Below are 24,999 nucleotides of genomic sequence, written 5' to 3' on the forward strand. Positions count from 1 at the left end.
TGGCTTACTTTGCATCACGACTACCTTAGGTTGTTTCGTGGTTTTGTACCTTTTATTGGATCTTAAACAGGGCACTGGTTTGGTGTCCACGGAGTGTTATGTATAGAAAGATTCGCGTTGGTGTGGTCATGGGAGGGCGTTCCTCCGAACACGAAGTGAGCCTTCGCTCGGCACAATCGGTTATCCAAGCGATGGATAAGGAACGATTTGAGGTGGTTCCCGTCGGAATTACCAAAACAGGCAAGTGGATCATTCATCCCGAAGCCCTCTCCATTTTATTGGCTTTGGCGGATAAACACATGTTGCCTGCGGATTTTGTTGCCGCCCATGCACGTTCAGAAGTCCCTGTATCTGTGGCCGAGGCTGCGTCTATGCTTCCGACCACGCAGGAATTAGCAGCCTTTGATGTGCTTTTTCCGGTGTTGCATGGGCCTTATGGCGAGGATGGGACCATGCAGGGATTGTTGGAGATGGCGCATGTTCCTTACGTTGGAGCGGGGGTATTGGCTTCGGCTGTAGGCATGGATAAAATTGTTTTTAAAGATGTTATGAGAGCGAATAATATTCCAGTTTCGCCCTACTGGCATTGTTTGCGCTCGCGGTGGGAACAAGAGCCGGAAACCGTATTAGACGAGGTGGAAACCACGCTGGGGTACCCTGTTTTCACCAAGCCTCCTAACATGGGATCTAGTGTGGGCATCTCCAAGTGCATAGATCGGGATGCTCTGCGAAAAGGGATTACAGAAGCGGTTCGTTTTGACCGAAAGGTGTTAGTTGAAGCAGCGGTACCGAATGTTCGAGAGATTGAAGTAAGTGTCCTTGGGAATGATCATCCAAAGGCCTCGGTTCCAGGAGAAATTGTGCCCAACCATGAGTTTTATGATTATGCAGCCAAATACCTTGGAAGTGCAGACAACGATAGCAAATTGTTGATTCCTTCCCCCTTGACCGATGAGGAAACGGCATATATCCGGCAGTTAGCCGTCCGCACCTACCGTGCCATTGATGGCTCAGGACTTTCGCGGGTGGATTTTTTGATGAATCGTGAGACCGGCGAAGTATTTATTAATGAAGTAAATACCATGCCTGGTTTTACGTCTATTTCCATGTACCCCAAAATGTGGGAGGTCACCGGTATTCCATATCAGACATTGATTACCCATCTCATAGAATTGGCCATTGAGCGTTTTAAAGACCGTGAAAAATTGGAAGTGTAAACCGACAAATAGTGGAAAGAGGGCACGTTTATGAACACAAACTTGTACATTTGAAAAGAGTCCAATTTACTTATAATGCCAAAAACCAATCCACATTTGTCCGGGATTGGTTTTTGACATTTATAGATGAATGTTTCGATGGCGTTTATTTTCCAAACGTTCGGAAAGAATAAGTAAAGCGCATCAAAATATGTCTTCCCAAAGTTTTTACGGTCTCATCTGTGATGACATTGGTGGCTTCTGTTCGGTTGAAGCCGGAGTTCTGATCCAATAAGTCGTAACCAGCCAATTCGATTAAAGCCCTATCATTCAGAATCCGGCGCGAAATCCGGGCTTCCAAAATAGAAGTAGAGGATGCCTCGGCCAAAGAAGATGCGGGATACTGTGTGTATCGGAAGTTGGAGCCTAAAGTCCATTCTTTTGCCTTGCCAAGATACAAACTAAGGTCTGCATTCATAGACGGCGTCAGGTAATTGCGGTTTTGGTCGGTATTCAGAGAATAACGGCTGATACTCTGTGCTACCTGACCACCTACCCGAATGTCTAGGGTCTCCTTGCGGATATTGTCCAAACTTAATCCCACACTGTTATTTAGGGTGTTGGTTTGGTTTTCGGCTTTATTAATTAGCGTATAGCTACGGCCAAAACGAGAACTCAGGTTGAGGCTATACTTGATTTTTAGCGGGCGAATGGGCTTGCCGTAATTTCCAAATCCCATTATAGACCAGTTTTCTTTGTCGCTGTTAAATGGGGTCGTGGTTTGTTTAAAGTTCTCGCCAATGGTTTGCTCGTTCGTGATCTTATTGAGCGTATAACTTGCATTCACAAAAGCCATCATATTGGTTTGGGTGAACATGTCGAACTTGAAAAAGTTTAGGTTCAGGTTATGCGCATATTCATTGTTCAGGTTCGGATTACCAATATAAACGTTTTGTGGGTTGCGGTTATCGGCTACTGGCTGGAGTTCCCGCACGGAAGGTTCCCGAACACGGGTACTATAATTTATGCGTACATTAGCACTTTGTGGTGCATTAAAATTGAAGTTTAGTTCCGGCAAAAAGTTCAGGAAGTTTTTTTCTACCGTAGGGTTCTTTTGAGAAATGCCCTCTAATTGCGATGACTGAACCTTCACCCCGAAGTTGACATTCCATGTTGACGCCCGGTAGTTGTAGCGCGTTCCCGCCGTATGATATTGATAATCGTTGTTGTAAAGGTTGGTGAGCAATTCATTGATGGTTCTTTGTCCTGTTACCAGATCAAATACCTGCTGGTCTTGGTCATTCTGGTTATTGCGGTATGTGTAACTGGTTTCCAGAATAGACTTAAGCGAGAGTGGCTCGGTATAAGTAACGGTTCCTTGATAATTTACCACATCCGATGCACTGCTTTGCTCTTGGTCTAATAACACATCGGGCTTCACAGGCAGAAAGTATTGATCCAATGTTTTAAGGAACGAAAGTTTGTCCGACGTGTTGTTGCTGAACTGTCCGTTCAAGACCAAGTTGCGACCGACTTTGCCTAAACGTTGACGATACGTTACTTGTACAGAACTTTGCATTCCGTCGGTGCTCCCATCTTCTTTTCTCGTTCCATAGACGCTTTTTTCGTCCGTCGCATTAAATGTATTTTGGACGGCACTGTAACCTAATTCACCGTCACTAAGACTCAGGGAACTTCTGACGATCAATTCTTGTCCTTCAGAAGGATTGTAATTTATGCGGGCATTAATGCGGTGACTATTATTTTCTTCCGATTGCAGGCTCTCGTCATTGAGGCGGAAACTATTCCCGGCACCTAAAAGTTGCTGCTGGTTGGCCGAGCGTTCGGTTTCAGTTAGTACCGAGCCATAAGAATAACTTGAATTAAGTTTGAGATTTTTCGTGAAGTCATAGTTGAAGTTAACCCCGCCAGATTGTGTGGTGGACAGGCCGGAACTGTTTCCGCTGGTAAAGTTAGTAGCCATGCGAACCCCGCCACCACCGACCGATACCGACATTCCTTCGCCCCGTGTAAAATTCTGACGGTTCACATTGTTTAGGTTGCCTACAACCGAGAATTGCATTTTTCGGTTAAAGCGGTTGGCACTTAATTGGTTGTCATAACGTTGATCGGTCCCGTATCCCGCTTCAATTTTACCAAAATATCCCTTCTTTTTATCTGCTTTAAGGGCAAGGTTAATGACACGTTCGCGTTCACCGTCGTCAATACCCGTCATACGCGACATGTCGTTGCGTTCGTCCAGTACCTGGACCCGTTCAATGATGTCGGCATCTAAATTTCGGGTTGCTTGTTTGGGATCTTTACCAAAAAAGTCTTTCCCATCCACCAATACCTTGGTAACCTCTTTTCCCATGGCAGTCACTTTTCCATCGGAGGCGACCTCTACCCCCGGTAATTTTTTCAGCAGTTCCTCTACATTTGCATTGGGACGGGTAGCAAAAGCACGGGCATCATATTCCAATGTGTCTTGTTTAACCGTGATAGGATTTCGGTCTGCGGTAATGGTAGCTCCGGTCGCGTCAGCAATAAAATCATAGAGCAAGAGTTCTCCTAAAGCCACATCTTTGTCCTCAATTTTAAACGGGCGTCTAAGGGTTTGTTTGCCCACATAGGTAATCTGGAGGGTGTAGTCACCGGGTTTGATGTTCTTCACTTCGAAGTAGCCATCGGCATTGGAAAAGCCAAATCCGGTCAAAACATTGTTTCCCATCTTCAGCACAGACACCGAGGCCTGTTTTAGTTTCGTTTTCGTCGAATCCACAACGGTTCCCGAAACCTTGAAGGTACTAACTTGGGCAAAGGCCAGAGAGGAGCCTCCTAATCCCATTAGAATGCCACAAGTTAGCACAATAAATTTAAGTGATTTCATGTTCGTAACTAATTGGATGAATCAAATCAACATGCGTGCAGTTATTAATAAATGGCCAGAAATAAAGCCCTCACCAAAAAAGGGAGGGCTTTTAATCAATTTCCGATACGGATTGTCGTTCTGCCGCCCTCGTTCCCACGTCCGCCTGGAGGCCCCATGGATTCGCGCATTTCCCGCATTTTTTCTTCGCTCATTTTCTGAAACTCTTTGCGGTTCATTTTTTGGCCGCCTTCAGGTGTTTTGATCACATTTTCAGGCACCTTGTCTATTTCTACACTGGTGGCAACAAAAACCGTCCGACCAATTTCTAATTGAAGAATTGCACCTGGCAATTGGCCGTATTCATTGGGGCCTACCGAAGCCTGAATTTGTGGTGCAAACCATGCTGTGATTTTACGGGGTTCTGGTTTGGGAGTAGCTTGGGCATTGTTGTTACGATTGCCACGTGGGCCACCGAAAGCCATTTGAAACCCGCCCACCGCCGATGTATCCACAAACGTGGCTTTGATGCACTGATAGCCGAGAATGGTTTTTTGGTCTTCGTGTACTTGCCATTCAAAGGTTTTTGGGGGATCAGTAACAATAAATTTCCTGCCCAGAAAATCTATTTTTTGCACAAAAATACCATTTTCCTGATCTGCATAATAGGCATTATCGGCACCTCCACGCCGGAACATCATCCGCATACCGCCGCGACCACCGCCTTCGGCACCCGCATTACGACTTTCTTCCAAAAGAGCAGCTTTGTCGCGTTCTGCTGCATCAGCAACATAAATAGATTTTGGACCGTCGAAATATAGAATAGAATAGTTGTCGAAGGAGGATGGCATATTGGCCATGCGTTGTTGCATTTCCGGATCATCGGTTTCAACCCGGACATTGACTGTCTCTTTGAATTTTATGGTCCCTTTCGATTGACCGAGTACCATAAATGGGAGACAAAAAAGGATTCCACGTAGGAGTGTTTTCATGATTCTTGTTTGGTTAGGAGTGTTGTATAACTGAAGCTAAAGACGGTACAACGACAAGCAGGTTACGCCGTAGATACGGGTTTGTTGACTTATGAGGGGATTTCTTGCGACCAATACCCGTTTTCTTGCGACCAATTGGCAAGACCTTTACGAATCGTTCATTAAGTTGTTATATTGTTTCGAGTAAACGCGAGGATAAATTGTCCTTGCTTTCCCCGACCTTTTCCTTGTTCCATAACCCATAAGATAACACATCCTGATTGGCGGATTTTGTGTTGTTTCTAAACCAAATTTATGTTGCGAATTATTTTTCTCGTTTTGATGATTGGCAGTTCGGTATCGCTATGGGGACAGCAACGTCCTAAGACCATAACTGCACCGTTAAATCGCCCTGAAAAGACTTCATATACCGAAACTTCTCGGTACGAAGACGTGATGGCTTTTTTGAATGCACTTCCCAAAAATGCCCTCCTGCATCAAACCACGATGGGATATTCGATGGAGGGCAGGGCCTTGCCGTTATTGGTTTGGGGGAAGGTGAAAAGTCCTGTTGCCTCAGATGTGTTGGCAAGTGGAAAACTTCGGTTTTTTGTTATGGCCAATATTCATGCAGGAGAAGTGGAGGGCAAAGAAGCCATGTTACAATTGTTACGCGAGTTATCTACGGGCAAATACCGTAAATGGGCCGATTCGTTGGTCTTGTTGATTGCGCCGATCTACAATGCAGATGGGAATGAACGTATTCGGTTAACCAATCGCCCGCTGCAGCTTGGCCCTATTGGTGGTATGGGACAACGGCCGAATGCACAAGACCTGGATTTGAACCGCGATCATATGAAAATAAATTCGCCGGAAGCCCGTTCGCTGATTGGTTTTTTGGATTCCTATAACCCACATGTCTGGATGGACTTACATACAACCGATGGTTCGGTTCACGCATATCATTTAACCTATGCACCGCCACTAAATCCGACGGTTGATCCTGCGATAGATCGGATGTTGCGGGATCAATGGCTGCCGTCTGTTACACAAACGGTAGAAAAAACCCACGGCTGGGCATTTTATCATTACGGTAATTTGCCGGAATCTGGCCCCAGTTATACCAACGCGGCACGTCAACCGGAACGAGCATGGTATAGTTTTGACCATCGTCCACGGTTTTCTAATAATTATGCGGCACTGCGCAATATGTTTGGCATCCTTAGTGAGGCTTATTCTTATGCAACATTTGAGGAACGGATTAAAGCCACCCATATTTTTGTTACTGCTTGTGCAGATTATGCCTATAAAAATCGTTCTACCATTGTTCGGATTAAACAAAACGCTGACGGGGCAGATATGGTCGGGAAATCGTTGCCACTACGGGCTGCACTTGCCCGATCAGAAAAAAAAGAAACCATCCTCGTTGGTGAAATATCTGAAGAACGTCACCCTTTTACTGGCGAGACCATGTGGCGGCGTAAAGAGGTAAGGATGCCGGAAGAAATGCCCGTTTATTTGCATTTTGAATCGAAGGAAGCCGAGGTAGTTCCGCTGCGGTATCTTATTCCAAAAGACCAAAAAGGAATCCTTCAAAAATTGGAAGGACATGGATTTGTCATGCGTCCATTAGAAAAAACGGAACGCTGGAGGGTTCAAGAATTCCAAATAGACAGTACAAGAACCACGCGCTTTGCCTTTCAAGGACATAAAGAACGGACTGTCTTTGGTCGGTATCAAGAAAAAGAAGTGGATGTCCCTGCCGGAACGTATTCCTTAGACCTCTCTGAAAACCGTTCAAAAGCCCGCCTTGCCTTTTACTTATTGGAACCCCGCTCTGATGACGGATTGCTAAATTGGAACTTTTTTGATGCTTGGCTCGAAAAACAACCCAAGATATACCCCGTCTGGCGAGAAATGCGCCGTTAGGTTTTCTTTTAATTTGCTTTATTATAAAAATAAATAGTATCATATGAGATATATTTTAGGCTTAATTCTTCTTGTTGCTGCTTGCCGAACAGAAGCCCAGCCTGCACCCGAAATGAAGGATTATGCAGGTTTGATGAGCGAAATCAAGCAGCGCGATGCTTCGTTGGTAGTGCTAAACTTCTGGGCGACATGGTGCGTACCCTGCGTGGAAGAATTTCCACATTTCATTCGCCTTAAAACGGAAAGCGACCCCAAAGAAATTTCCGTTATGTTTGTAAGTGTGGATTTTGAAGATGAAATGTCGGCTGTGGTCACCTTTCTAAAAAAACAACATGTGCAAGACCGCACCTTTATGGCTGATGGAGATGCAAATACCTTTATTCAATCCTTTCACAAGTCGTGGAGCGGAGCGGTTCCGGCAACATTTGTATATAACCGTAAAGGAGAACAATTAGATTTTTGGGAAGGCAAAGTTACCTACGAGCAACTGGCCGAAAAAATAAATCGTTTGAAAACCCCTAAAACACAATCCCCATGAAAAAAATCTTGTTTTTTGCCATTTTTGGTGTATTGGCCTTGGTGAACTATTTTGTTATAAGTAAGGAAGAGGTGAAAGCGCCCCCTACACAAACGGCCAACCTTGCTCCTCAAGTGCCCTCAGAAATTAAATCTGAACTCGCGATCGGAGCGGTGATGCCACTCGCTGACCATTTGATGGAAAATGTAGATGGCAAGACCCTTTCTACAAAAGGGGTCAAGGGCGCCAAAGGCACGGTTGTTCTCTTTTGGTGTAATACTTGTCCTTGGGTGGCGCGCTACGAGTCGAGGGCTATTTCACTGACAAATCTATACAAAAGCAAAGGGTTTGGCTTTATCGCAGTAAATCCCAATGATCCTGTAGCTTATCCGGAAGAAGCGATAGGTTTTATGAAGGCCAAGGCCCAAGAAAAGCAATACCCATTTCCCTATGTGGCGGATGTAGGCTCCACCTTGGCCCGTGCCTATGGCGCTGCGCGTACGCCTCATGTGTTTTTATTTGATGCCACCGATAAATTGGTTTACGTAGGGGGAATAGACGATAATCCTCAAAAGGAAGCTGAAGCCAAGCCATATTTGAAAAATGCTTTGGAGGCAGTACTTGCAGGGAAAATGGCCCCAGACACAAAAACACGGGCTTTTGGCTGTACCATCAAATGGCAAGAGAAGTTGTGAGGAGTTGTGGCGTGAATAAGTAAATTGGGATATCTACCGGCCAGCCTAACCAAGTTCTAACCTGTTTACTTTTGTAGGCAGGTTTTTTTAGTTGGATGGGGCCTGGAGTAAGCAAGTGTTTTTAGATTTTGGCATATTCCTTGTGAAAATAAGAGGCGAATTCGCTTGATAATCGTATCTGGCTTGTTTCTGAATTATCTTGTGTAACCGCTTAACCTTTCATAAATAAGGATTATTTCAAGGGAGCAAGCCTTTTTGATAAAGGAGCGGGATTACCATCTGAACAACAACCGCCATAACCATGTCTTTAAAAAAGAAAATCACCATTTTTGATGTTGCTTCAAAAGCAGGTGTTGCCATTTCGACCGTCTCCAGGGTTGTAAATGGTAGTGCATTGGTTAAAGAGGAAACCCGTCTAAAGGTGCAAAAGGCCATAGACGAACTACAGTTTATCCCAGACCGAACCGCAAAACTGCTTGCACAGAAAAATAAAATTCCGGTCATTACTGTCGCTGTACCTTCTTTTACCACACGTTTTTATAATGCCTTGCTAAAAGGGGTCAAACGTGCCCTTGATCAGGAGCAATTAGTGGATATCCTCATTTTCGATATGGGATTTCAAGATCCGGATCAACGGTTGATTGATTTTCTGGATCGAGGGTCTGTAGATGCACTTTTATACGCCTCATCCGCCATGTCGGAACAATTGGAAGAGCGGTTGTTGCAAAGCCGGACGCCCGTAGTGACCGTGGGTGTTCAGTCGGAACACTTTGATTGTTTCTGGTGGGATAATCGGGCTGGTGTTCGGGCTGCACTCCAACACCTTATCGACATGCAGCACAAAAAAATAGGCATGATTGCTGCTGCATCTTGGAATGTAAATGCTCAGACAAGGGTCGAGGTGTATAAAGAGTCTATAGAAAAGGCAGGACTCTCGTTTGACCCGAGCTACATCCAAACGGGCGAAACCTTAGACAATGCCGGATACAGCGAAGAGGCGGGTTATGAGGCGATGAAGCAACTACGCCAGATTCACCCCGATGTTTCGGCGGTTTTTTGTGCGAGTGATGTTCAGGCATTGGGTGCTTGGAAGGCCATCAATGAGGCCGGATTACGCATTCCTGAAGATATTGCATTGGTTGGCTACGACAATATCAATATGACGGATTTTATGGGTTTGTCTAGTGTGGATCAGGCAATGGGGGTCGTGGGCGAACAAACCATGCGTCTGTTGTTAGAACGGATGTCGGGGGGGAATGGTGATCGGATACAAGAGTGTATTACACCGAATTTGGTGGTACGGCGATCCAGTAACTACCAACGGATTGAAGAGTAAATCCCTATGTTTTATGTGAAGCGGGCAAGCAAAAATTGTTTGCCCGTTTTTTTATGGAACTATAAAGTGTAATTTCGCTCTTGTACAAACGCTCAAATCATGGATACGACACCAAAAAAAACAATTCCCCAAGATGCAGCCCCCTATGAAATCCTCGCAGCGGGCTATGATCTGGTTATGTCTCATGTGGACTATGAAGAATGGGCAGTTTATATCCATCAATTACTGATGAAACATAGCCCGGCGGATGTGGAAACCGTTATTGAATTGGGATGTGGAACCGGATTGTTCGCCATTGAACTCCAGCCATTGGCAGACTATACCATGGCGGGCATTGATAAAGCACCTAATATGATTCGGTTTGCAAAAGAAAGAGCAGAATGGGAGGGTATCCCTGTTCAATTTGAAGTAGCGGACTTTACCGATTTTAAATTAGACCAAGCCGTAGATGCCATGATTTTGCTCCAAGATGGGCTAAATTATTTATTGCATACTGAAGATATTATGCGCTTGTTTTCCTGTGTCTATAATGGCCTTAAAGCAGGTGGTTTATTTGTATTTGACCTGAGTACCCCCCATAATTCCATCAACAATGCCGCGTATTTTGATGATGAAGACGAGGAAGGCGGGTTCCACTACATCCGAAAAAGCCATTATGAACCCGTCAGCAAAATCCACACCACGAAATTTACCCTAAACTTCCAACAACAGACCTATTATGAAACCCATATTCAACAAGCCTATACCTTCGAAGAAATCCATGAATTGATCCGACAGACCCCCTTCGTACTTCTTGCGGCTTATAATGATACCACGTTAAAACCTGCAGATACTGCATCCGAGCGCATCCACTGGATTTTGCAAAAAATAGCGTAGGTCATGTATCTTGATGGGTACTAAATAGCACCTTATTTAAGTTTTGTTTTGATGTTCTAATAATTAAGCCATTATGATAGATTTGGAAAATGTTTCCGCATCCTATGAGTTGCCAACAGGCGGGCGTCGCACGGTATTCGAGCACTTGGATTTTCGCGTAGAACCGGGAGAAATGGTGTATTTAATCGGTCCAAGCGGGTGTGGCAAGAGTACCTTGCTCAAGTTGCTTTATATGGAAATAAAACCAGACACCGGGCGTGTAATGGTAGATGATTTTTTTTCCAATCAGATAAAAGACCGCGATATTCCTTTTTTGCGGAGGAAATTGGGGGTTGTTTTTCAGGATTTTCAATTGCTACCCGACCGAAATGTAGCAGAAAATGTGGCGTTTACCCTATATGCACAAGGACATGGCATACGGGAGGCACGCCGTAAAGCATTAGAAACACTGGCCAAAGTTGGTCTTTCGTACAAACGCAAGAATATGCCCCACGAACTGTCGGGCGGGGAGCAACAACGGGTATGTATTGCACGTGCCGTTGTACACGAGCCCCGTATCCTGCTTGCCGATGAACCAACGGGAAATTTGGATCCTGCCGTAGCCACAGGGATTATTGAGCAATTGGTATCCTTGAACCAACAAGGCATGACCATCGTGATTGCAACCCATAATTATGCACATGTAAAACAATTCCCGGCCCGGACCATCGCCTTTTTTGATGGGAAGCTGCGCGAAATAGATCCTGAATTAATCGAAAAAATCAGGACACCATAAAAGGACATTATGGCCACGAAACTCATTATTTTTGATTTAGATGGAACCCTGGTGGATGCAGTACCTGCTGTGACAGAGGCTGCTAATCGAGTGCGGGTTCGTAGATCACTGCCAGATATTGATCAGAGGTTTGTCCGCAAAGTGATGGGCAATCCAGAGGGTTATGGTGGAGAAACGGCCTTTTTAGTGGATCCATCAGCAGGAGGCAAAGAGCGTCGGGATGCTTTGATGCTTTTTGGTCGAAATTTAGACGTGGTTTTCCCCGATTTTGCCCGACCTTATCCGGGAGTTGAAGAGGGCCTTGCATTTTTCCAGGACAAGGGCATCAAACTGGCCATAGTGGCAAACCGTATTACACTTTTTCTGCATCAATGGGTAGAGTGGCTCGGATGGGAGTCCTATATACAGTGTATTGTTGGGATAGACATGGTTGCCCATCCTCCCCCGGCACCCGATGTTATTCAGTATGCCCTTCGCTTTCTCGAAACTTCTCCCGACGAGGCTTGTTTGTTGGCAGATGGGGAGCCGGAACTCAACGCAGGCATTCAGAGTGGTATCCGCACCATCCAGGCGACATATGGGTATGCTGATCCGTTGCCGCATCTGACGGGTATTTCACGATTTGAAGACCTTTCGGGTCTTGTCTTTCCTTTCTGAACCTTTTTTGAATGATGAAGCGTCTTTATATATTTTTTGTCTTCATGGGATTGATGACCGTTCAAAGCGGGTGTGCTTATAAAAGCACAAGCTATATGACATATACATCGGAATTTCGACGTTCTGAAACCCCACCTACAACAGATTATAAAAACGGGCAACATTGGGCTGCATTACCAGACCGTGAGGACCGTGCCGATGGATATCCAGCAAATACGCGATTTCCTGAACGACAATCGGGTAGTAAGGTAGATGTCTTTTTTGTCCATCCAACCATATACACCAAAAATCCGGGCGCTCCCTACCGTTGGAATGCCGATGTGGGCGATCAAGAATTAAACAGAGAAGTGGACGATTCGACGATAAAGTTTCAGGCTTCGGCATTAAATGCTGCTGGAAGGGTATTTGCTCCCCGCTATCGTCAAGCGCACATTGCTGCATTTGGGACGGCAAATCCTGTTGCAGGTGAAGCCGCACTTGATGTGGCATATGCCGACGTCAAGGCCTCTTTCCAGTATTATATTGCGTATCTGAATCATGGACGCCCCTTTATACTGGCTTCGCACAGTCAGGGGACCCAGCATATGATTCGGTTAATAAAAGAATTGGTGGATGGCCAATCGCTCCAAAAACAATTGGTTGTAGCCTATCTGGTGGGGATGCCCGTTGAAAAGACAGCCTTTAATAATCTCCGTCCGTGCGGGTACTCCGAGGAAATAGGATGTGTGGTTTCATGGCGGACGTATGCGAAAGGTTTTTATCCCAAAACATACAAACCACAACCAGAAATGTTGTGTACAAATCCCCTATCTTGGACTTCAGACGAACAATACACGCCTCATACGATGAATAAGGGAGGGCTTCTACAAAATTTTGACCAACTGATTTCCGGAGTGAGCGATGCGCAATGTGAAGCGGGCTTTTTGCGTACAACCCTGCGGTTAAATCCGGCAACAAAATGGTTTTTAAGGAAATTGAAAAATTATCACGTAGCCGATTATAATTTATATTATGAGTCCATTCGTGAAAATGCGGTGGTTCGTGCAGGGAAATTTACTTTACAGGCAGGGCGATAAGCTTCATAATTCATATATTTCACCATACTTTTTCTTGATGTATTGGATCCACGGCGCAGTGGTTAACCCTGATCCAGTAATGTCATGAACCAGCATTGTTGCAGATTTAGCTCTTCCATACTGATGAATATGGGTACGTAGCCAGCTTCTTAAAGGGTCAAAATCACCTTTTTGTATCTGATTATCCAGATCACCTAGTGCGGTGGCTGCCTGCTCATAAAATTGTGCAGCATACAGAGTACCTAAGGTATAAGTGGGGAAATATCCAAAAGCGCCCAGAGACCAATGAATGTCTTGCAAAACCCCTTCGGTTTCATTTTGTGGCGTTACCCCCAGATAAGACTGCATTTTTACCCGCCAAATCTCTGGTAAATCCCGCACTTCTAATCGGCCCTCTATAAGGTCTGCTTCTAACTCAAATCGTAGCAATACATGTAGCGGGTAAGTCACCTCATCAGCCTCAACCCGAATAAGGGAAGGCGCAACGCGGTTGATTGCGCGGTAGAAATCCTGAAGGGTAATCTCAGACAACGATTCGGGGAAATACGATTGAAGAATTGGGAGCATAGCAGTCCAAAAGGGGAGACTACGACCAATGTGGTTTTCCCAAAGGCGCGATTGCGACTCATGTATGCCGAGCGAAGTACCCTCAGCGACCAAAGTCCGGCGCCACTTAGTATCCACTTGTTGTTCATAAAGGGCATGTCCAAACTCATGTAAAGTACTGAAGATGCCCGAAATCAGGTTGTTTTCGAGAATCCTGGTTGTGATGCGGACATCAGAGATATCAAAAGTGGTTGAAAAAGGGTGTGTGGACAAGTCTTGACGGCCTCGGCTGAAATCATATCCTACGGTTTTGAGTGCGTGCATCCCAAAATCCCATTGTTTAGCTGAGTCAAATTTTTGGTATAAAAATGCGTCTGTTGGTTGTGCAGCAGCGGTCATTTGCTGAACCAGTGGAATCAGTTCCTGTCGCAAGTCCTCGAAAAGGGTTTTAACTTGCAGGGTGGTCATACCCGGTTCAAACTCATCTAGGAGCGCATCGTAAGGATGCTCCGAATAGCCCAAAATAGCAGCTTCCTGTCGGGCAAAATCAACCAATCGAGAAAGGTCAGACTCAAAGCGGCTAAAGTCTTGATGGATTCTCGCCTGTTTCCAACTTTCCTTTGCATATCCGATGGCTTTGCTTTTTTGGAAAACCAATTCTGAAGGCAATTTCCGTGCACGGTCAATATCCCGTTTCCAAGTAGTCAGCAAGAGATGATGATCGGAATGGGGGTTGGATGGATATTCGGACTGAAGGGCTTCGTCGAGTAAAAGGGCGGCTTCGTCGGAAGTTAGGAGGGAATGAGCGAGTTTTCTAAGGGTGGCCACCTGGTGTGTGCGAACTTCACTAGCGTTTTCCGGCATGTAGGTTTCCTGATCCCATTCTAAGACGGCGGCTGCGCTTTTTAGATCGGCAACTTCGGCGATCTGCTCCTTGAGGCGAAAAAAAGATGGATTCATTGAAAAAGATGCAGATTAAGGGATTTTGTTGACTGAAAAATAAACTGTACAGAGGGTTTCCCCAAATGGAAAGCACATTCTTTTTAAAAATGGTCTGCTTTTTGATGTAAGAATTTTAAAAGTTATTCACCATGAATCGTTACGGATATTTCATTCTGTTGTTGATGTCAACGAGCACCGCGTCATCGTTTGCCTTCGATGGGTCCGATTCCCTTGGTAGTGTCCGCCGTTGGCGGGTCACCGCGACCTTAATGCCCGTTAAAACGGTAGAAGCTCGGCAAGAACATGCAGTAAGGGAGGGGGAAACATTGCTCATGTTCGCGGAGGTGCAGTCGGGAATACCTAAAGTCTATGCCGAACAGCCAGAAAAAAAAAGGCCAATCATGGTTGTAAGGGACACGAAAACAGAAAGCCCTATTGAACCAAAAGCAACCCTTAGACGGAACTGGCGATCTGGTATAGAGGGCAATTCCTACGAGAGAACCGCTTCTCCCCCTAGGTATAGTGGGACAGAAAGGGAAGGAAACGGGGAAGCCCGTATAGGTGATCTTTTACAAGACAAACAAACATCGGTCACTTCGGATCCCGATGGGCTTGTAGCCTTTGCTTGGGAAGAAGAAAACCGCTTGCCGATAGATAAGCCGTTAGGGAATCCGCGATTAGAAGTGAATAAACAAAAACGCATTCTCTATATTTACGATGGCGATAAGTTGATAAGGCGTTACAAGGTTAGCTTAGGCCGAAGTCCAGAACTGCCCAAACGGCAATTTAAAGACGGACTCACCCCTGAAGGACAATACCTGATTACCAGTAAATCCACCAAAAGTAAGTACCATAAAAACCTTGCAATTGGTTATCCCAATTTATTGGATGCCAAGTGGGGGCTTGAAAATGGCCTGATTACCCAAAAGGAATTTCAGCGGATCAAAATGGCCTTGGAAATCGGGGAGACGCCTACCGCAACTACCAAACTGGGTGGATCTATCTTTATTCACGGGGAGGGGCGTACAAATGGAGATTGGACGGAAGGGTGTATTGCTCTTAAAAATGAGGAAGTTGATGAACTTTTTAGCATCATTCCTCTTGGGACGCCCATCCAATTGTACTGGAAATAATTGATGATGTCTTTAAGCCTTTTGGGGTTGATAAGACTCTATTAATCGGTTTATGGCGGTAATCTGCCACCGCCCGGCAATAATCCAAAAACAAAATGATTAAATTGAATCACTATCTTTTTTCTTTTCTCTTGGTACTGACACCTCTTTGGGCCATCGCACAAGAGGGGACGCAGGAAGCACCGGGATGGCGGTCACAATATCGGACCAAGGCACGCTTGGGAATGCAAACACCTGTTTTAGAACATATGCCAGTTACGGAAAAAAAATCGTTCGCATCCGAAACGCCAAGCCAGGATCCTAATGATCCGCGAGTGCCAAGAAATAGTGCCAATCCGGATGCTCACCGTAGGGCTTCATCATCGCCAAGTCATCCTGCATCCGCACCAGCAGAAAGTCGGTTTGCCGTTCAATTATCCACTCCCGTTGGTGAAGTGAACGAACAGCGCCAGTTATTAGAGGTAGATACGGATGCGCCTCCAGCGCACAGCAGCCCTGCGATCTCAGGTGCCACTGGCGAAGCGGGTAAGTGGACAGAAATCTCGGCCACTGGCGAACATAAAACCGTTTCTATGGCGAGAAAGGCTTATGAGGATGCAAGAGTACGGGCATTTCTGGATGTTATTGCACGAGGTGAAGTTGGTGATATGGGCTACGACGAAGAATCATATAAAGTTTTACATACGTTTAAGCGGATCAAGAACTTCACACGAATGCACCCAGGCATTAAGGTAAAGGGAAGTACTGCCGCAGGCCGTTATCAGTTTTTAAGGAAAACATTTAATCCGATGGTCTATCGGTACCCCAGCGCCAACCTGACTTTTGAGCCAGAAGGGCAAGATATGGCGACCATCTTGTTATTACATGAACGCGGCGTTTTGTCCTATATTGGGCGGGATGATGTACATGGAGCCATTCGGAAAGCGGCGCCAACTTGGGCCAGTTTACCTTATTATGATGGTTGGGGTAATGTAAGTTATTATCGCGGAAATGGACATAACCGGAATACGATGACCATGAACCAAGCAATAGACCATTACAACGAACGTCGTCAGTTTTGGCAGTTTAATGGTGAAAAATGGGAGCCTGTCGAAGTGGCAAGTCCGTTGGTGGTGCATATGGCCTTGGCTGTTGCCGGGGAACAAAAATCTCCGTCAAGTTTCCAAAGTCGGTTGATTTCCGAGCCGCAAACCATTACCTTGCCTCACCCGCAACCAGAGGTATCTCCTACACCGACTTCGACATCTGGTGCCCGACGTTGGCGCGTTAGTCAATAATCTCTGTGTAGGCAGCCTATTTTTATTTTAAGGCTTTATATGCACAGACAAGATTATTTTCACGGACATAAAAATCGCATTTTTGAGCAGTCTTGGCATCCTGATTCAGGTAAGGCGAAGGCTGCTTTACTTTTGGTTCATGGCCTTGCCGAGCATTCCGGGCGCTACGTCCCCTTTGCACGAGACTTGTGTACACAACAAATAGAAGTATTTGCCTACGATCAACTTGGGCATGGTAAATCTGAAGGATTAAGGGCCTATGTGGATCGTTTTGATGATTATGTGGACGATCTGGATTTGGTTGTGAAACGGGTTCAGGCGCGAATTGGTACACGCCCACTATTTATTATGGGCCATAGCCTTGGTGGGGCTGTGGTGATGAAATATCTATTGGATCATCCCACAGATCAGGTAAGAGGTTGGATTTTTAGCAGTGCAGGAACCAAAGTACACCCCAGTGTTTCACCAGTCTTGCAAAAACTGGCGCCTTTGATCGGGTTCCTTTTCCCAAAATTAGCGACTTCGCCTCTTCAGGCTGCCCATCTTTCGCGAGACGAACAAGTGGTTCAAGCCTATGTAAATGATCCACTTAACTACATTGGTGGGATAAGAGCAAGAACCGGAGCGGAAATCCTGAAGGCGGCGCAAATCTTTTCACAACGTTTCTCCGAGATACAGGCTCCCGTTTTGTTGTTTCATGGCACGGCAGACCAACTCACGGATCCGGGAGGCAGTCAAATGGCTTATGAGACCATCTCTTCAAAAGACAAACGCCTCTACCTTTGGGAAGGGCTTTTCCACGAAACATTGAATGAGCCAGAACGGGCAGATGTCATCGAAAAAGTGGTAGAGTGGGTACTGGAACGTTGTTAAGGATAAACAATAGGTTGTAGCGCTATTCGTATAGTGCTAGACCCCATATTTGCGGCACGGGAGCCATAATAGAGAGGAGTTGATCTTGGGTAGGATGTTTAAAGGTCATTACCCGGCAATGGAGTGCGATGCTACGATCGGGCAAAGTGGTTTTTGCACCGTATTTCAGGTCTCCACGTATAGGCATGTTACGTGCAGAAAATTGTACACGGATTTGGTGGGGCCTTCCAGTCTCCAATGCTACTTCTACCAAAGAATCTTTGCTAAATACCTTGAGAGATCTCCACGAAAGACGGGCTAACTGTGCCCGTGCCTGCGAGCCATCTACCAACCGGACAAATGAATCTTCCTTCAATAGGTAGTCTTCGCACGTGCCATTTCCAGACACTTTGCCTTCTACCATTATCCAATATGTTTTTTGAATGGTACGGCTTCGGATTTGCTCGGATAATCGAGAGGCTGCTTTGGAAGTCCTGGCAAGCACCATTACGCCGGAAGCAGGACGGTCTAAGCGATGGACAAGCCCCAAGAATACGGCACCGGGTTTGGTGTACTTCTCCTTAAGGTATTGTTTGCAAATCGTCAGCACATCGAGGTCGCCTGTAGCGTCTTCTTGCGCCAAGAGTCCTGCTGGCTTATTGATAACCAACAGATGGTTGTCTTCGTAAAGTACGTCTGGCATCATAATGGTTTTTCCAAAATTAGGTATTCTTGCACAATTTGGCCGCTTATAAGATGTTCTTGAATGATGCGTTCTAATACTTGAGGCGTGCAAGAGTGGTACCATGTACCCTCTGGATACACCACCGCTACCGGGCCTTGCAGACAGATGCGCAAACAATTCGCTTTGGTACGGAAAATTCCACCCGATTTAGTAAGGTTCAACTCATCCAACCGTTTTTTAAGGTAATTCCAAGATGCACGTCCTTCTTCTTCGGTGGCACATTTGCACTTTGTTGGAGTAGCACATAAAAAAATATGACGTTTTATTTGGTGGATTTCGAGGGCCTGAGCGGCTTTTTGGGTTTTTTCCAGCAGCATATTCAACAATTTTGGGGATGATGGCCTTATTTTAGACAAGCCAATGTACCGTAAAAAAGATCTTTTATCATGCAATTTAATAAAGTATCGGCTGCGCCTACCAATCCACATGCAGAGCGCCCCTCAAAAAAGTTTGATATAGCAGACCTTTTCGCAGGTCCAATGGCAGAAGCATCAAGTGGTGAATCCGTTATTGTAATGGATGAAAAGCTTCGTCAAGCATATTTTTGGATAGTAAATAACGCCATTATTAGTCCATTCTATGACATATCCTATCAGGATGGGCCTTCCGCTTTGTTTGTTTTTGGGGATGCAAAACATACCCTGATGTTACCTTCTGGACAAAGTTATTCCAGTTTTGTCTTGATCCCATTACTCAACCTAATGGTGCGGCGAAGATGCCTTTTTGTCGGAGGTCCCGGGAGGGGGAAGACCGCAAGTGCCATCCTTATGGCTGTTTTGGCTGGCTATTCCATCAAAGAAATTCGCAGGGGCATTCAACACGGCCAGCCAGAAATGACGGTAACCGACTTGTTGGGCAATCCGCTTCCCAAAGATTTGGTGAATGCAGAAAATATGGATGATATTCGTATTGCTTGGCGGAAGTGGTTGGGGATGCGTGTGAAAATAGTGGATGAGTATAACCGAATTCCCACCCGCACGCAATCGGCATTGCTCACGTTAATGGGCGATAACTATGCCGAAGTTTTGGATCAGATCTACGAATGTCCAGAAGCTGCTTGGTATCTTACGGCCAATGATGATGGGGGTGGGGGGACCTATCAGGTGATTGAGGCGCTCCGAGACCGAATAGATGTGGTGGTGAAGGCCCTACATTTTCCATCGCGGTTCATTGGAGACCTGATGAACCGTATCGAATCTGGCATTCGTCCGGAAGAAATTGTCCCCCAAGAAATCATTTTCACGGCTGAAGAATTAGACCGTGCGTACACCCAAATAATAGCCGTGCAGGTCCCTTATTCGGTGCAACGTCGTTTGGAGTTTTTTACAAGCCAGTTCGAGTTTATGGAACGGGCCGCCGAACAATTTGAGTATAAAACCAAAGACACCCTAAAACTGTCGTCCATTGATTTTTTGCAAGTGGCGAATGCGGCAACAGGTACCGATAAGAGCAAGGACATTGGCTTGCAAACCAAAAATGGCTTATCGGTTAGGGCCATTATGACGGCGATTATATACATTAAAGCCATCGCCTTTTTTAGGGGCAATACCGAAGCGGATCTGGAAGATGTACGTCAGGTTCTACCATTCGTTTTGCACGATAAATTGGTTCCGAATTTAGATGCCCAGTTTTTTGAGCAGGAAAATAACAGTATTTATCGTGTGGATCGGATTGGGTGGATACGGAAAATGTTTGACCTTTCTTGTGGAGAATACGACCGATTAGACTTGGACCGACAAGATCCGGTTGCTGATTTGTCTAAGGAATTTGATTTGGGAATTGAGGGCTTAACCGAAAAAGAGGTAAAAGCCCGCCTCGCAAAAATAGAAGGATTATTGGCCGAATGGAGCAGAGGACGGAAGTTGTATGGCAATCTTTATGACGACTTGATAAAACTAAAATATTTACATCAGCGCTATACCAACTACTTAAGGTGGCTACGATGGAAATCCTGATATTTAATTAAAAACAGCAACCACAATACCGTCTTTTAAGGCTTGTAAACGGGCAAGGTTCATCGTTCGACTGTTGAAAACCAACGAAATAGGACCTGCATCTGTGGAGCGTAAATAATAGTCCACCCCTTTTAAGAATGGGAATCCATTAAAAAGTGGAATGGGGCCGAGGTCACTTTGGCGGTTTCCATTGTCGTCATACAGGAAAAAGGCGATGGTGGTTTGGGATGCCGAAGCAAAGGTGGGGAGGGATAATTCGTTGTTGCCGATGAAAAGACGGTCTCGCTCGTGTATAACGGCTTTGTTCGCGCTGAAAATTACCAACCCCGTTTCGCTGTCGGTAGCAGGTAAACTTCCGGTTAGGAGTCCGGCTATCGTTCCTGGGCCGGGCAAGGTACGGAGATACACCAGATGATCAGAACGGGTAAACGGCTCTCGGTAGTACACGACTTTGCGGTCTGCTGCATTGGCAGGTATAACTTGAAAGGCATAGCGAAGGTCTTTCTTGGCCAAGAAGGGCCCCCACTGCCCTTCTGCATCCGTCTTTAGGGTGGCCATGGGGGAATTTCGAGAAAACTCCCCTGTGGTAGGGTCTGTTTCAAAGATTTTAATGGTTGCCTTTTCTGCGATGGTATTTTCTCCGAGAGAGACAACTTTTCCGGAAAGAAATAGGTTTTCTTCTGTTTGCACATTGGTGGTTTGCGGGGCCGTACCATTGTTCAAAAATGCATACAGTGAGGAAAAAGTCGAGGTTCCGGTCGCCACTTCGTAGTGATCTTCTTGGGTCAGTTTTAGGTTTTGTGCACCAGGTATGTCTCCACCCGTTCGGACAACCGTATCGTTTGTGGAGTAGATATTGAGGGTTGGCAACGAACCATCAGGCCCACCTGGTTTGGCTTGGGTAGTTCCGCCAATCAAAACAATTCTTTCTAAGTTACTGGCATTTTCAGCTGTTTTTGCAAAGTTATAAACCAATGAAGCCCCTGCCGAATGCCCAACCAAAACCACTTTAGCAAGGTTCTGTTCTTGGAGAACTTGGCTTACCTTCTGCCGGAGTATTTCCAACGCCGCAGAGACATTGCCGTTATTTAGGGTGTTCCAGTCAAAAGTGATTAATTGCTTGGTGCAATAGCCATTAGACGTAAACCTCTGAGCCTGGAGTGAATAGGTGTCTCCCGAAGCCAGCGCACCATGAACAAAGATGATCGGCGTTCGGCTATCCGAGCAGATAGTGGGCGTGGGTGTTTGGTCACATCCTGTGAAAAAAGTAAAAACCATTGCCCCAAGGAGCATGAAGAAACATAAAACCAAGGTGTTATAGATCAGCCTTTTCATGGTTCGTTGTAGTTGGAGGTGGATCATTTATCAAAGATAAGATGTTTTTTGATGGGGAGCACTAAAATGGATCGTATCTTGCCCCGTCAAAAACGGTATATCCCATGAAATACATCCTCTTAACCTTTACACTGGCTGTTTTTCCAGTTTTAATGCAAGCACAAAACGTGAGCATCGTTCCCAAACCATCTTCTATTCAGGTACAATCGGGCAATGGATTTGCCATCACGAACCGAGTTGGGGTTGCTGCATCTGGCTTTCCCAGCGAGACGCCGTTAACTTCCTATGTTGTACAACAAATACAGGCCCAAACAGGGATCCGGATTGGTCAAACGGCCAATCGGTCAACAGAGTTGATTGAGCTTATGCTCAATACTGCAAAAATAAACTTAGGACAGGAAGGTTATACCTTAAAGTCTAGCGAGACGGGTGTTCAGATTGAAGCTGCAACAGAAAGTGGTCTGTTTTATGGCATTCAGTCATTGCTCCAACTCTTGCCGTCCACACCGGGAGGAGAGCGACCTGTTGTACCAGCAGTTCAGATTTTCGATCGCCCCCGTTTTGCTTATAGGGGTATGCACTTGGATGTAGGAAGGCACTTTATGCCCGTTAGCTTTATTAAGAAATACATAGACCTGATCGCCCTGCACAAAATGAATACCTTTCATTGGCACTTGACAGAAGATCAAGGATGGCGTATCGAGATTAAAAAATATCCCAAGTTGACAGAGGTGGCCTCGTGGCGAGATGAAACTGTTATTGGTCACGCTGCAGGCTCCGAGGTTTATGATGGGAAACGATATGGTGGCTTTTATACCCAAGAGCAAATCAAAGAGGTGGTGGCGTATGCCCAAAGTCGGTATGTAACCATCATCCCTGAAATCGAAATGCCAGGCCACTCGCAAGCAGCAATTGCGGCCTATCCTGAATTGGGCTGCACCGGTAAAAAAATAAAACCAATGACCACTTGGGGCGTTTCTAAAGACGTTTTTTGCCCAAGCGAAGTCACCTTTTCATTTCTTGAAGATGTCTTAACCGAGGTAATGGCTCTTTTTCCTTCCAAATATATTCACATTGGTGGCGATGAAGTCCCGAAAGACCATTGGAAAGCCCACGCTGGAGCGCAAGCGCTGATACAAAAAGAAGGGCTAAAAGATGAACATGAACTGCAAAGCTATTTCATCCGTCGGATAGAACGGTTTTTAAATGCCAAGGGCCGTTCGCTGATTGGCTGGGATGAGATTTTAGAAGGTGGTCTCTCACCCAATGCAACGGTGATGTCGTGGCGAGGGGTAGAAGGCGGTATTGCAGCTGCAAAAGAGGGCCATGATGCCATTATGACCCCTGGGTCTCATTGTTATTTTGACCATTACCAAGGGGATAAAGTGGCGGAGGAACTCATGATTGGTGGAATGACGACGCTCGAAAAAGTGTATGGCTACGAGCCTATCCCATCCGATCTGACGCCAGAAGAAGCCAAGCACATTTTGGGCGCACAAGGCAATGTGTGGACGGAATACCTGAAAACGCCAGAACGGGTGGAATATGCCGCCTTGCCACGCATGTCTGCCTTGGCCGAAGTACTCTGGACACCTGTCAATCAGCGTAACTGGTCCGATTTTTTGGGCCGTATGCAGGCACATTTTAGGCGGCTGGACGCCAAGGATGTGCAATACCATATCCCAATGGTGCATGGCCTTGGAAAAGACCGGGTTTCTGAGACAGGGCGCGAGATATTAACCCTCACTTCCCTCCTTCAAAACGCAGAAATTCGTTATACAGTGGATGGGTCAGAACCAACCATTGCTTCCACCTTGTACACTGGTCCAATCACCATTCGTATTCCTGGCAATGGCATAACGGTTATGGCAAGGGCCTTTACCCCGAATAAAAGAGGATCGGTTACCCAAAAAGTACGCATTCGGTCTTCTGTGCCAATAGCAGGCAAGCAAATTGCACGCCCATCTGGTGGTTTGGCTTACGGGTATTTTAAAGGAGGCTTCCCTTCCGAAGACCAACTGTCCCCACAAAACTTGGTCAAAAAAGGTGCGGTGGACAAAATAAAAATTCCCTTTGGCATTCCGGATGGTCGTTCCGCCTTGGTTTATGAAGGGTATTTTTATGCTCCCAAAGCAGGAAAGTACCAATTCCATCTGGCCGCAGACAATATTTCGGTCTTAGAAGTGTCTAAAGAACGTTTGCACATGAACGAAACTTGGGGACAAGCAAAAGGAGATATGGAAGTGATTTTAGGCGTAGGGTATCATGACTTCCGGCTCTTGATCATCAATTGGAGCGGCCCACCCAACCTAAATCTCACGTTTACGAATCCGACTGGTGAAAAGGGCGAAATACCATCTTACCTCTGGTTTAATGAATAGATCGCTTCTGGTAACCCAGATAAATGGATGTAGCCATGTATAATTTTTTTACTTTTTTACCGAGGGCGTTTTAACCATTTTGTATGATACGTCTTCTTTATTCATTCACCATTTCCTAATCGCTATTTATTGAACTATGGAAGATTTGTTTTCAATGGCTTCCCTCATCAGCCTGGTCACGTTGGCTGTGATGGAGATCGTTTTGGGTATTGATAATGTGATTTTCGTTTCCATCATTATGGGACGACTTCCTAAAGAAGATCAGAAAAAAGCACGTCAGATTTGGATGGTAGCGGGTATTCTGGTTCGTTGTATCATGTTGTTATTGCTTGGTTGGTTGGTTCAAAATGGAAATACAGAACTATTTTCGATTTTGGGCTATGGTTTTAGCTTAAGAAATCTGATTATGTTGGGAGGGGGCTTGTTTCTGCTGGTCAAAACCGTTTCCGAAATTCATAACAAATTGGAAGGAGAAGAACATCACGGTCAGTCTGAGACGACAAAAAAGGTGGCTTTCGGAGCCATTATGGGCCAAATTATTCTTGTAGATCTTGTTTTTTCTTTTGATAGCATGATCACAGCCGTTGGCTTAGCCAAACATGTGGAAATTATGATGGTCGCGGTAATCATTGCCATGATCGTCATGTTCGTCTTTGCAGAACGCATCAGCAGTTTTATCCATCAGCATCCCACCCTAAAGATGTTGGCCTTGTCCTTTTTGGTGTTGGTTGGGTTTATGCTCTTCTTTGAAGGCCTTGAGTCCATGCACCATAGCCATATAGACAAAGGGTATTTGTACTTTGCTATGGCTTTTGCCTTTGGGGTAGAGATGTTAAATATGCGACTTCGTAAACGGGCTAAACCGATTGAACTGCGCGAACCCGTTCCAGTTGATCATAAGTAGTAATTGGTAAACCCCGGGGATGGGAACAGCCC

Annotated in this window: 20 protein-coding genes and 1 pseudogene; 15 read left to right on the plus strand and 6 right to left on the minus strand. The window is 45.6% G+C overall.

The features are described from left to right. Positions 1-98 precede the first annotated feature (98 nt). Positions 99-1,217 (plus strand): D-alanine--D-alanine ligase, encoded by a 1,119-nt coding sequence (locus tag JNN12_06335; protein ID MBL7977941.1) that lies wholly within the window; start codon positions 99-101, stop codon positions 1,215-1,217. Between the two features lie 145 nt (positions 1,218-1,362). Here JNN12_06335 and JNN12_06340 read toward each other — a convergent pair whose 3' ends face one another. Together JNN12_06340 and JNN12_06345 are read right to left on the minus strand one after the other, a co-directional pair. Next, positions 1,363-4,086, minus strand: coding sequence for a TonB-dependent receptor (locus JNN12_06340; GenBank protein ID MBL7977942.1), 2,724 nt, complete (start codon positions 4,084-4,086; stop codon positions 1,363-1,365). Positions 4,087-4,181: 95 nt separating this feature from the next. After that, complete coding sequence (locus JNN12_06345; protein ID MBL7977943.1) at positions 4,182-5,057, minus strand: GLPGLI family protein; 876 nt, start codon at positions 5,055-5,057, stop codon at positions 4,182-4,184. Between the two features lie 294 nt (positions 5,058-5,351). Here JNN12_06345 and JNN12_06350 point away from each other — a divergent pair, with 294 nt between their 5' ends. The 8 genes from JNN12_06350 to JNN12_06385 all read left to right on the plus strand — a co-directional run bounded on the left by JNN12_06350 (position 5,352) and on the right by JNN12_06385 (position 12,897). Further along, positions 5,352-6,965, plus strand: coding sequence for a M14 family metallopeptidase (locus tag JNN12_06350; GenBank protein ID MBL7977944.1), 1,614 nt, complete (start codon positions 5,352-5,354; stop codon positions 6,963-6,965). 43 nt (positions 6,966-7,008) lie between these two features. After that, positions 7,009-7,503: a TlpA family protein disulfide reductase gene (locus JNN12_06355; GenBank protein ID MBL7977945.1), complete on the plus strand. Its 495-nt coding sequence runs from the start codon at positions 7,009-7,011 to the stop codon at positions 7,501-7,503. Beyond that, positions 7,500-8,177 carry a thioredoxin family protein gene (locus JNN12_06360; protein MBL7977946.1) on the plus strand — a complete coding sequence of 226 codons (678 nt, stop codon included), beginning with the start codon at positions 7,500-7,502 and terminating at the stop codon, positions 8,175-8,177. Before JNN12_06355 ends, JNN12_06360 begins: the two co-directional genes overlap by 4 nt. A gap of 301 nt (positions 8,178-8,478) precedes the next feature. Beyond that, positions 8,479-9,513 carry a LacI family DNA-binding transcriptional regulator gene (locus JNN12_06365; protein MBL7977947.1) on the plus strand — a complete coding sequence of 345 codons (1,035 nt, stop codon included), beginning with the start codon at positions 8,479-8,481 and terminating at the stop codon, positions 9,511-9,513. Positions 9,514-9,612: 99 nt separating this feature from the next. Continuing rightward, positions 9,613-10,389, plus strand: a complete 777-nt coding sequence (locus JNN12_06370) for a methyltransferase domain-containing protein (GenBank protein MBL7977948.1) — start codon at positions 9,613-9,615, stop codon at positions 10,387-10,389. Between the two features lie 73 nt (positions 10,390-10,462). Then, positions 10,463-11,164 (plus strand): ATP-binding cassette domain-containing protein, encoded by a 702-nt coding sequence (locus JNN12_06375; GenBank protein MBL7977949.1) that lies wholly within the window; start codon positions 10,463-10,465, stop codon positions 11,162-11,164. A 9-nt stretch (positions 11,165-11,173) separates the two neighbouring features. After that, the gene (locus JNN12_06380; protein ID MBL7977950.1) at positions 11,174-11,821 is read left to right on the plus strand and encodes an HAD hydrolase-like protein; all 648 of its coding nucleotides are present in this window, start codon (positions 11,174-11,176) and stop codon (positions 11,819-11,821) included. A 95-nt stretch (positions 11,822-11,916) separates the two neighbouring features. Further along, complete coding sequence (locus JNN12_06385) at positions 11,917-12,897, plus strand: DUF3089 domain-containing protein (GenBank protein MBL7977951.1); 981 nt, start codon at positions 11,917-11,919, stop codon at positions 12,895-12,897. A gap of 3 nt (positions 12,898-12,900) precedes the next feature. Here the strand turns inward: JNN12_06385 and JNN12_06390 are convergent. Then, positions 12,901-14,427, minus strand: a pseudogene (locus JNN12_06390) (carboxypeptidase M32). 107 nt (positions 14,428-14,534) lie between these two features. On the opposite strand from JNN12_06390, the gene JNN12_06395 reads away from it, so the two are divergent. The 3 genes from JNN12_06395 to JNN12_06405 all read left to right on the plus strand — a co-directional run bounded on the left by JNN12_06395 (position 14,535) and on the right by JNN12_06405 (position 17,668). Then, complete coding sequence (locus tag JNN12_06395) at positions 14,535-15,518, plus strand: L,D-transpeptidase (protein ID MBL7977952.1); 984 nt, start codon at positions 14,535-14,537, stop codon at positions 15,516-15,518. A gap of 95 nt (positions 15,519-15,613) precedes the next feature. Continuing rightward, positions 15,614-16,795, plus strand: coding sequence for a hypothetical protein (locus JNN12_06400; protein MBL7977953.1), 1,182 nt, complete (start codon positions 15,614-15,616; stop codon positions 16,793-16,795). A 39-nt stretch (positions 16,796-16,834) separates the two neighbouring features. Then, positions 16,835-17,668 (plus strand): lysophospholipase, encoded by an 834-nt coding sequence (locus JNN12_06405; GenBank protein MBL7977954.1) that lies wholly within the window; start codon positions 16,835-16,837, stop codon positions 17,666-17,668. Between the two features lie 22 nt (positions 17,669-17,690). Here JNN12_06405 and JNN12_06410 read toward each other — a convergent pair whose 3' ends face one another. Beyond that, positions 17,691-18,353, minus strand: a complete 663-nt coding sequence (locus JNN12_06410) for an RNA pseudouridine synthase (protein MBL7977955.1) — start codon at positions 18,351-18,353, stop codon at positions 17,691-17,693. Next, the gene (locus tag JNN12_06415) at positions 18,350-18,718 is read right to left on the minus strand and encodes a (2Fe-2S) ferredoxin domain-containing protein (GenBank protein ID MBL7977956.1); all 369 of its coding nucleotides are present in this window, start codon (positions 18,716-18,718) and stop codon (positions 18,350-18,352) included. The genes JNN12_06410 and JNN12_06415 overlap by 4 nt, the downstream gene beginning before the upstream one ends. Positions 18,719-18,778: 60 nt before the next feature. On the opposite strand from JNN12_06415, the gene JNN12_06420 reads away from it, so the two are divergent. After that, the gene (locus JNN12_06420; GenBank protein MBL7977957.1) at positions 18,779-20,347 is read left to right on the plus strand and encodes an AAA family ATPase; all 1,569 of its coding nucleotides are present in this window, start codon (positions 18,779-18,781) and stop codon (positions 20,345-20,347) included. Between the two features lie 3 nt (positions 20,348-20,350). On the opposite strand, the gene JNN12_06425 is transcribed toward JNN12_06420, so the two are convergent. After that, positions 20,351-21,682 carry a hypothetical protein gene (locus tag JNN12_06425; GenBank protein MBL7977958.1) on the minus strand — a complete coding sequence of 444 codons (1,332 nt, stop codon included), beginning with the start codon at positions 21,680-21,682 and terminating at the stop codon, positions 20,351-20,353. Between the two features lie 104 nt (positions 21,683-21,786). On the opposite strand from JNN12_06425, the gene JNN12_06430 reads away from it, so the two are divergent. Further along, complete coding sequence (locus JNN12_06430) at positions 21,787-24,063, plus strand: family 20 glycosylhydrolase (protein ID MBL7977959.1); 2,277 nt, start codon at positions 21,787-21,789, stop codon at positions 24,061-24,063. 136 nt (positions 24,064-24,199) lie between these two features. Then, positions 24,200-24,967, plus strand: coding sequence for a TerC family protein (locus JNN12_06435; GenBank protein MBL7977960.1), 768 nt, complete (start codon positions 24,200-24,202; stop codon positions 24,965-24,967). Positions 24,968-24,999: the final 32 nt, after the last annotated feature.

This window comes from Bacteroidetes Order II. bacterium, assembly GCA_016788705.1.
GTDB lineage: Bacteria > Bacteroidota > Rhodothermia > Rhodothermales > UBA2364 > UBA2364.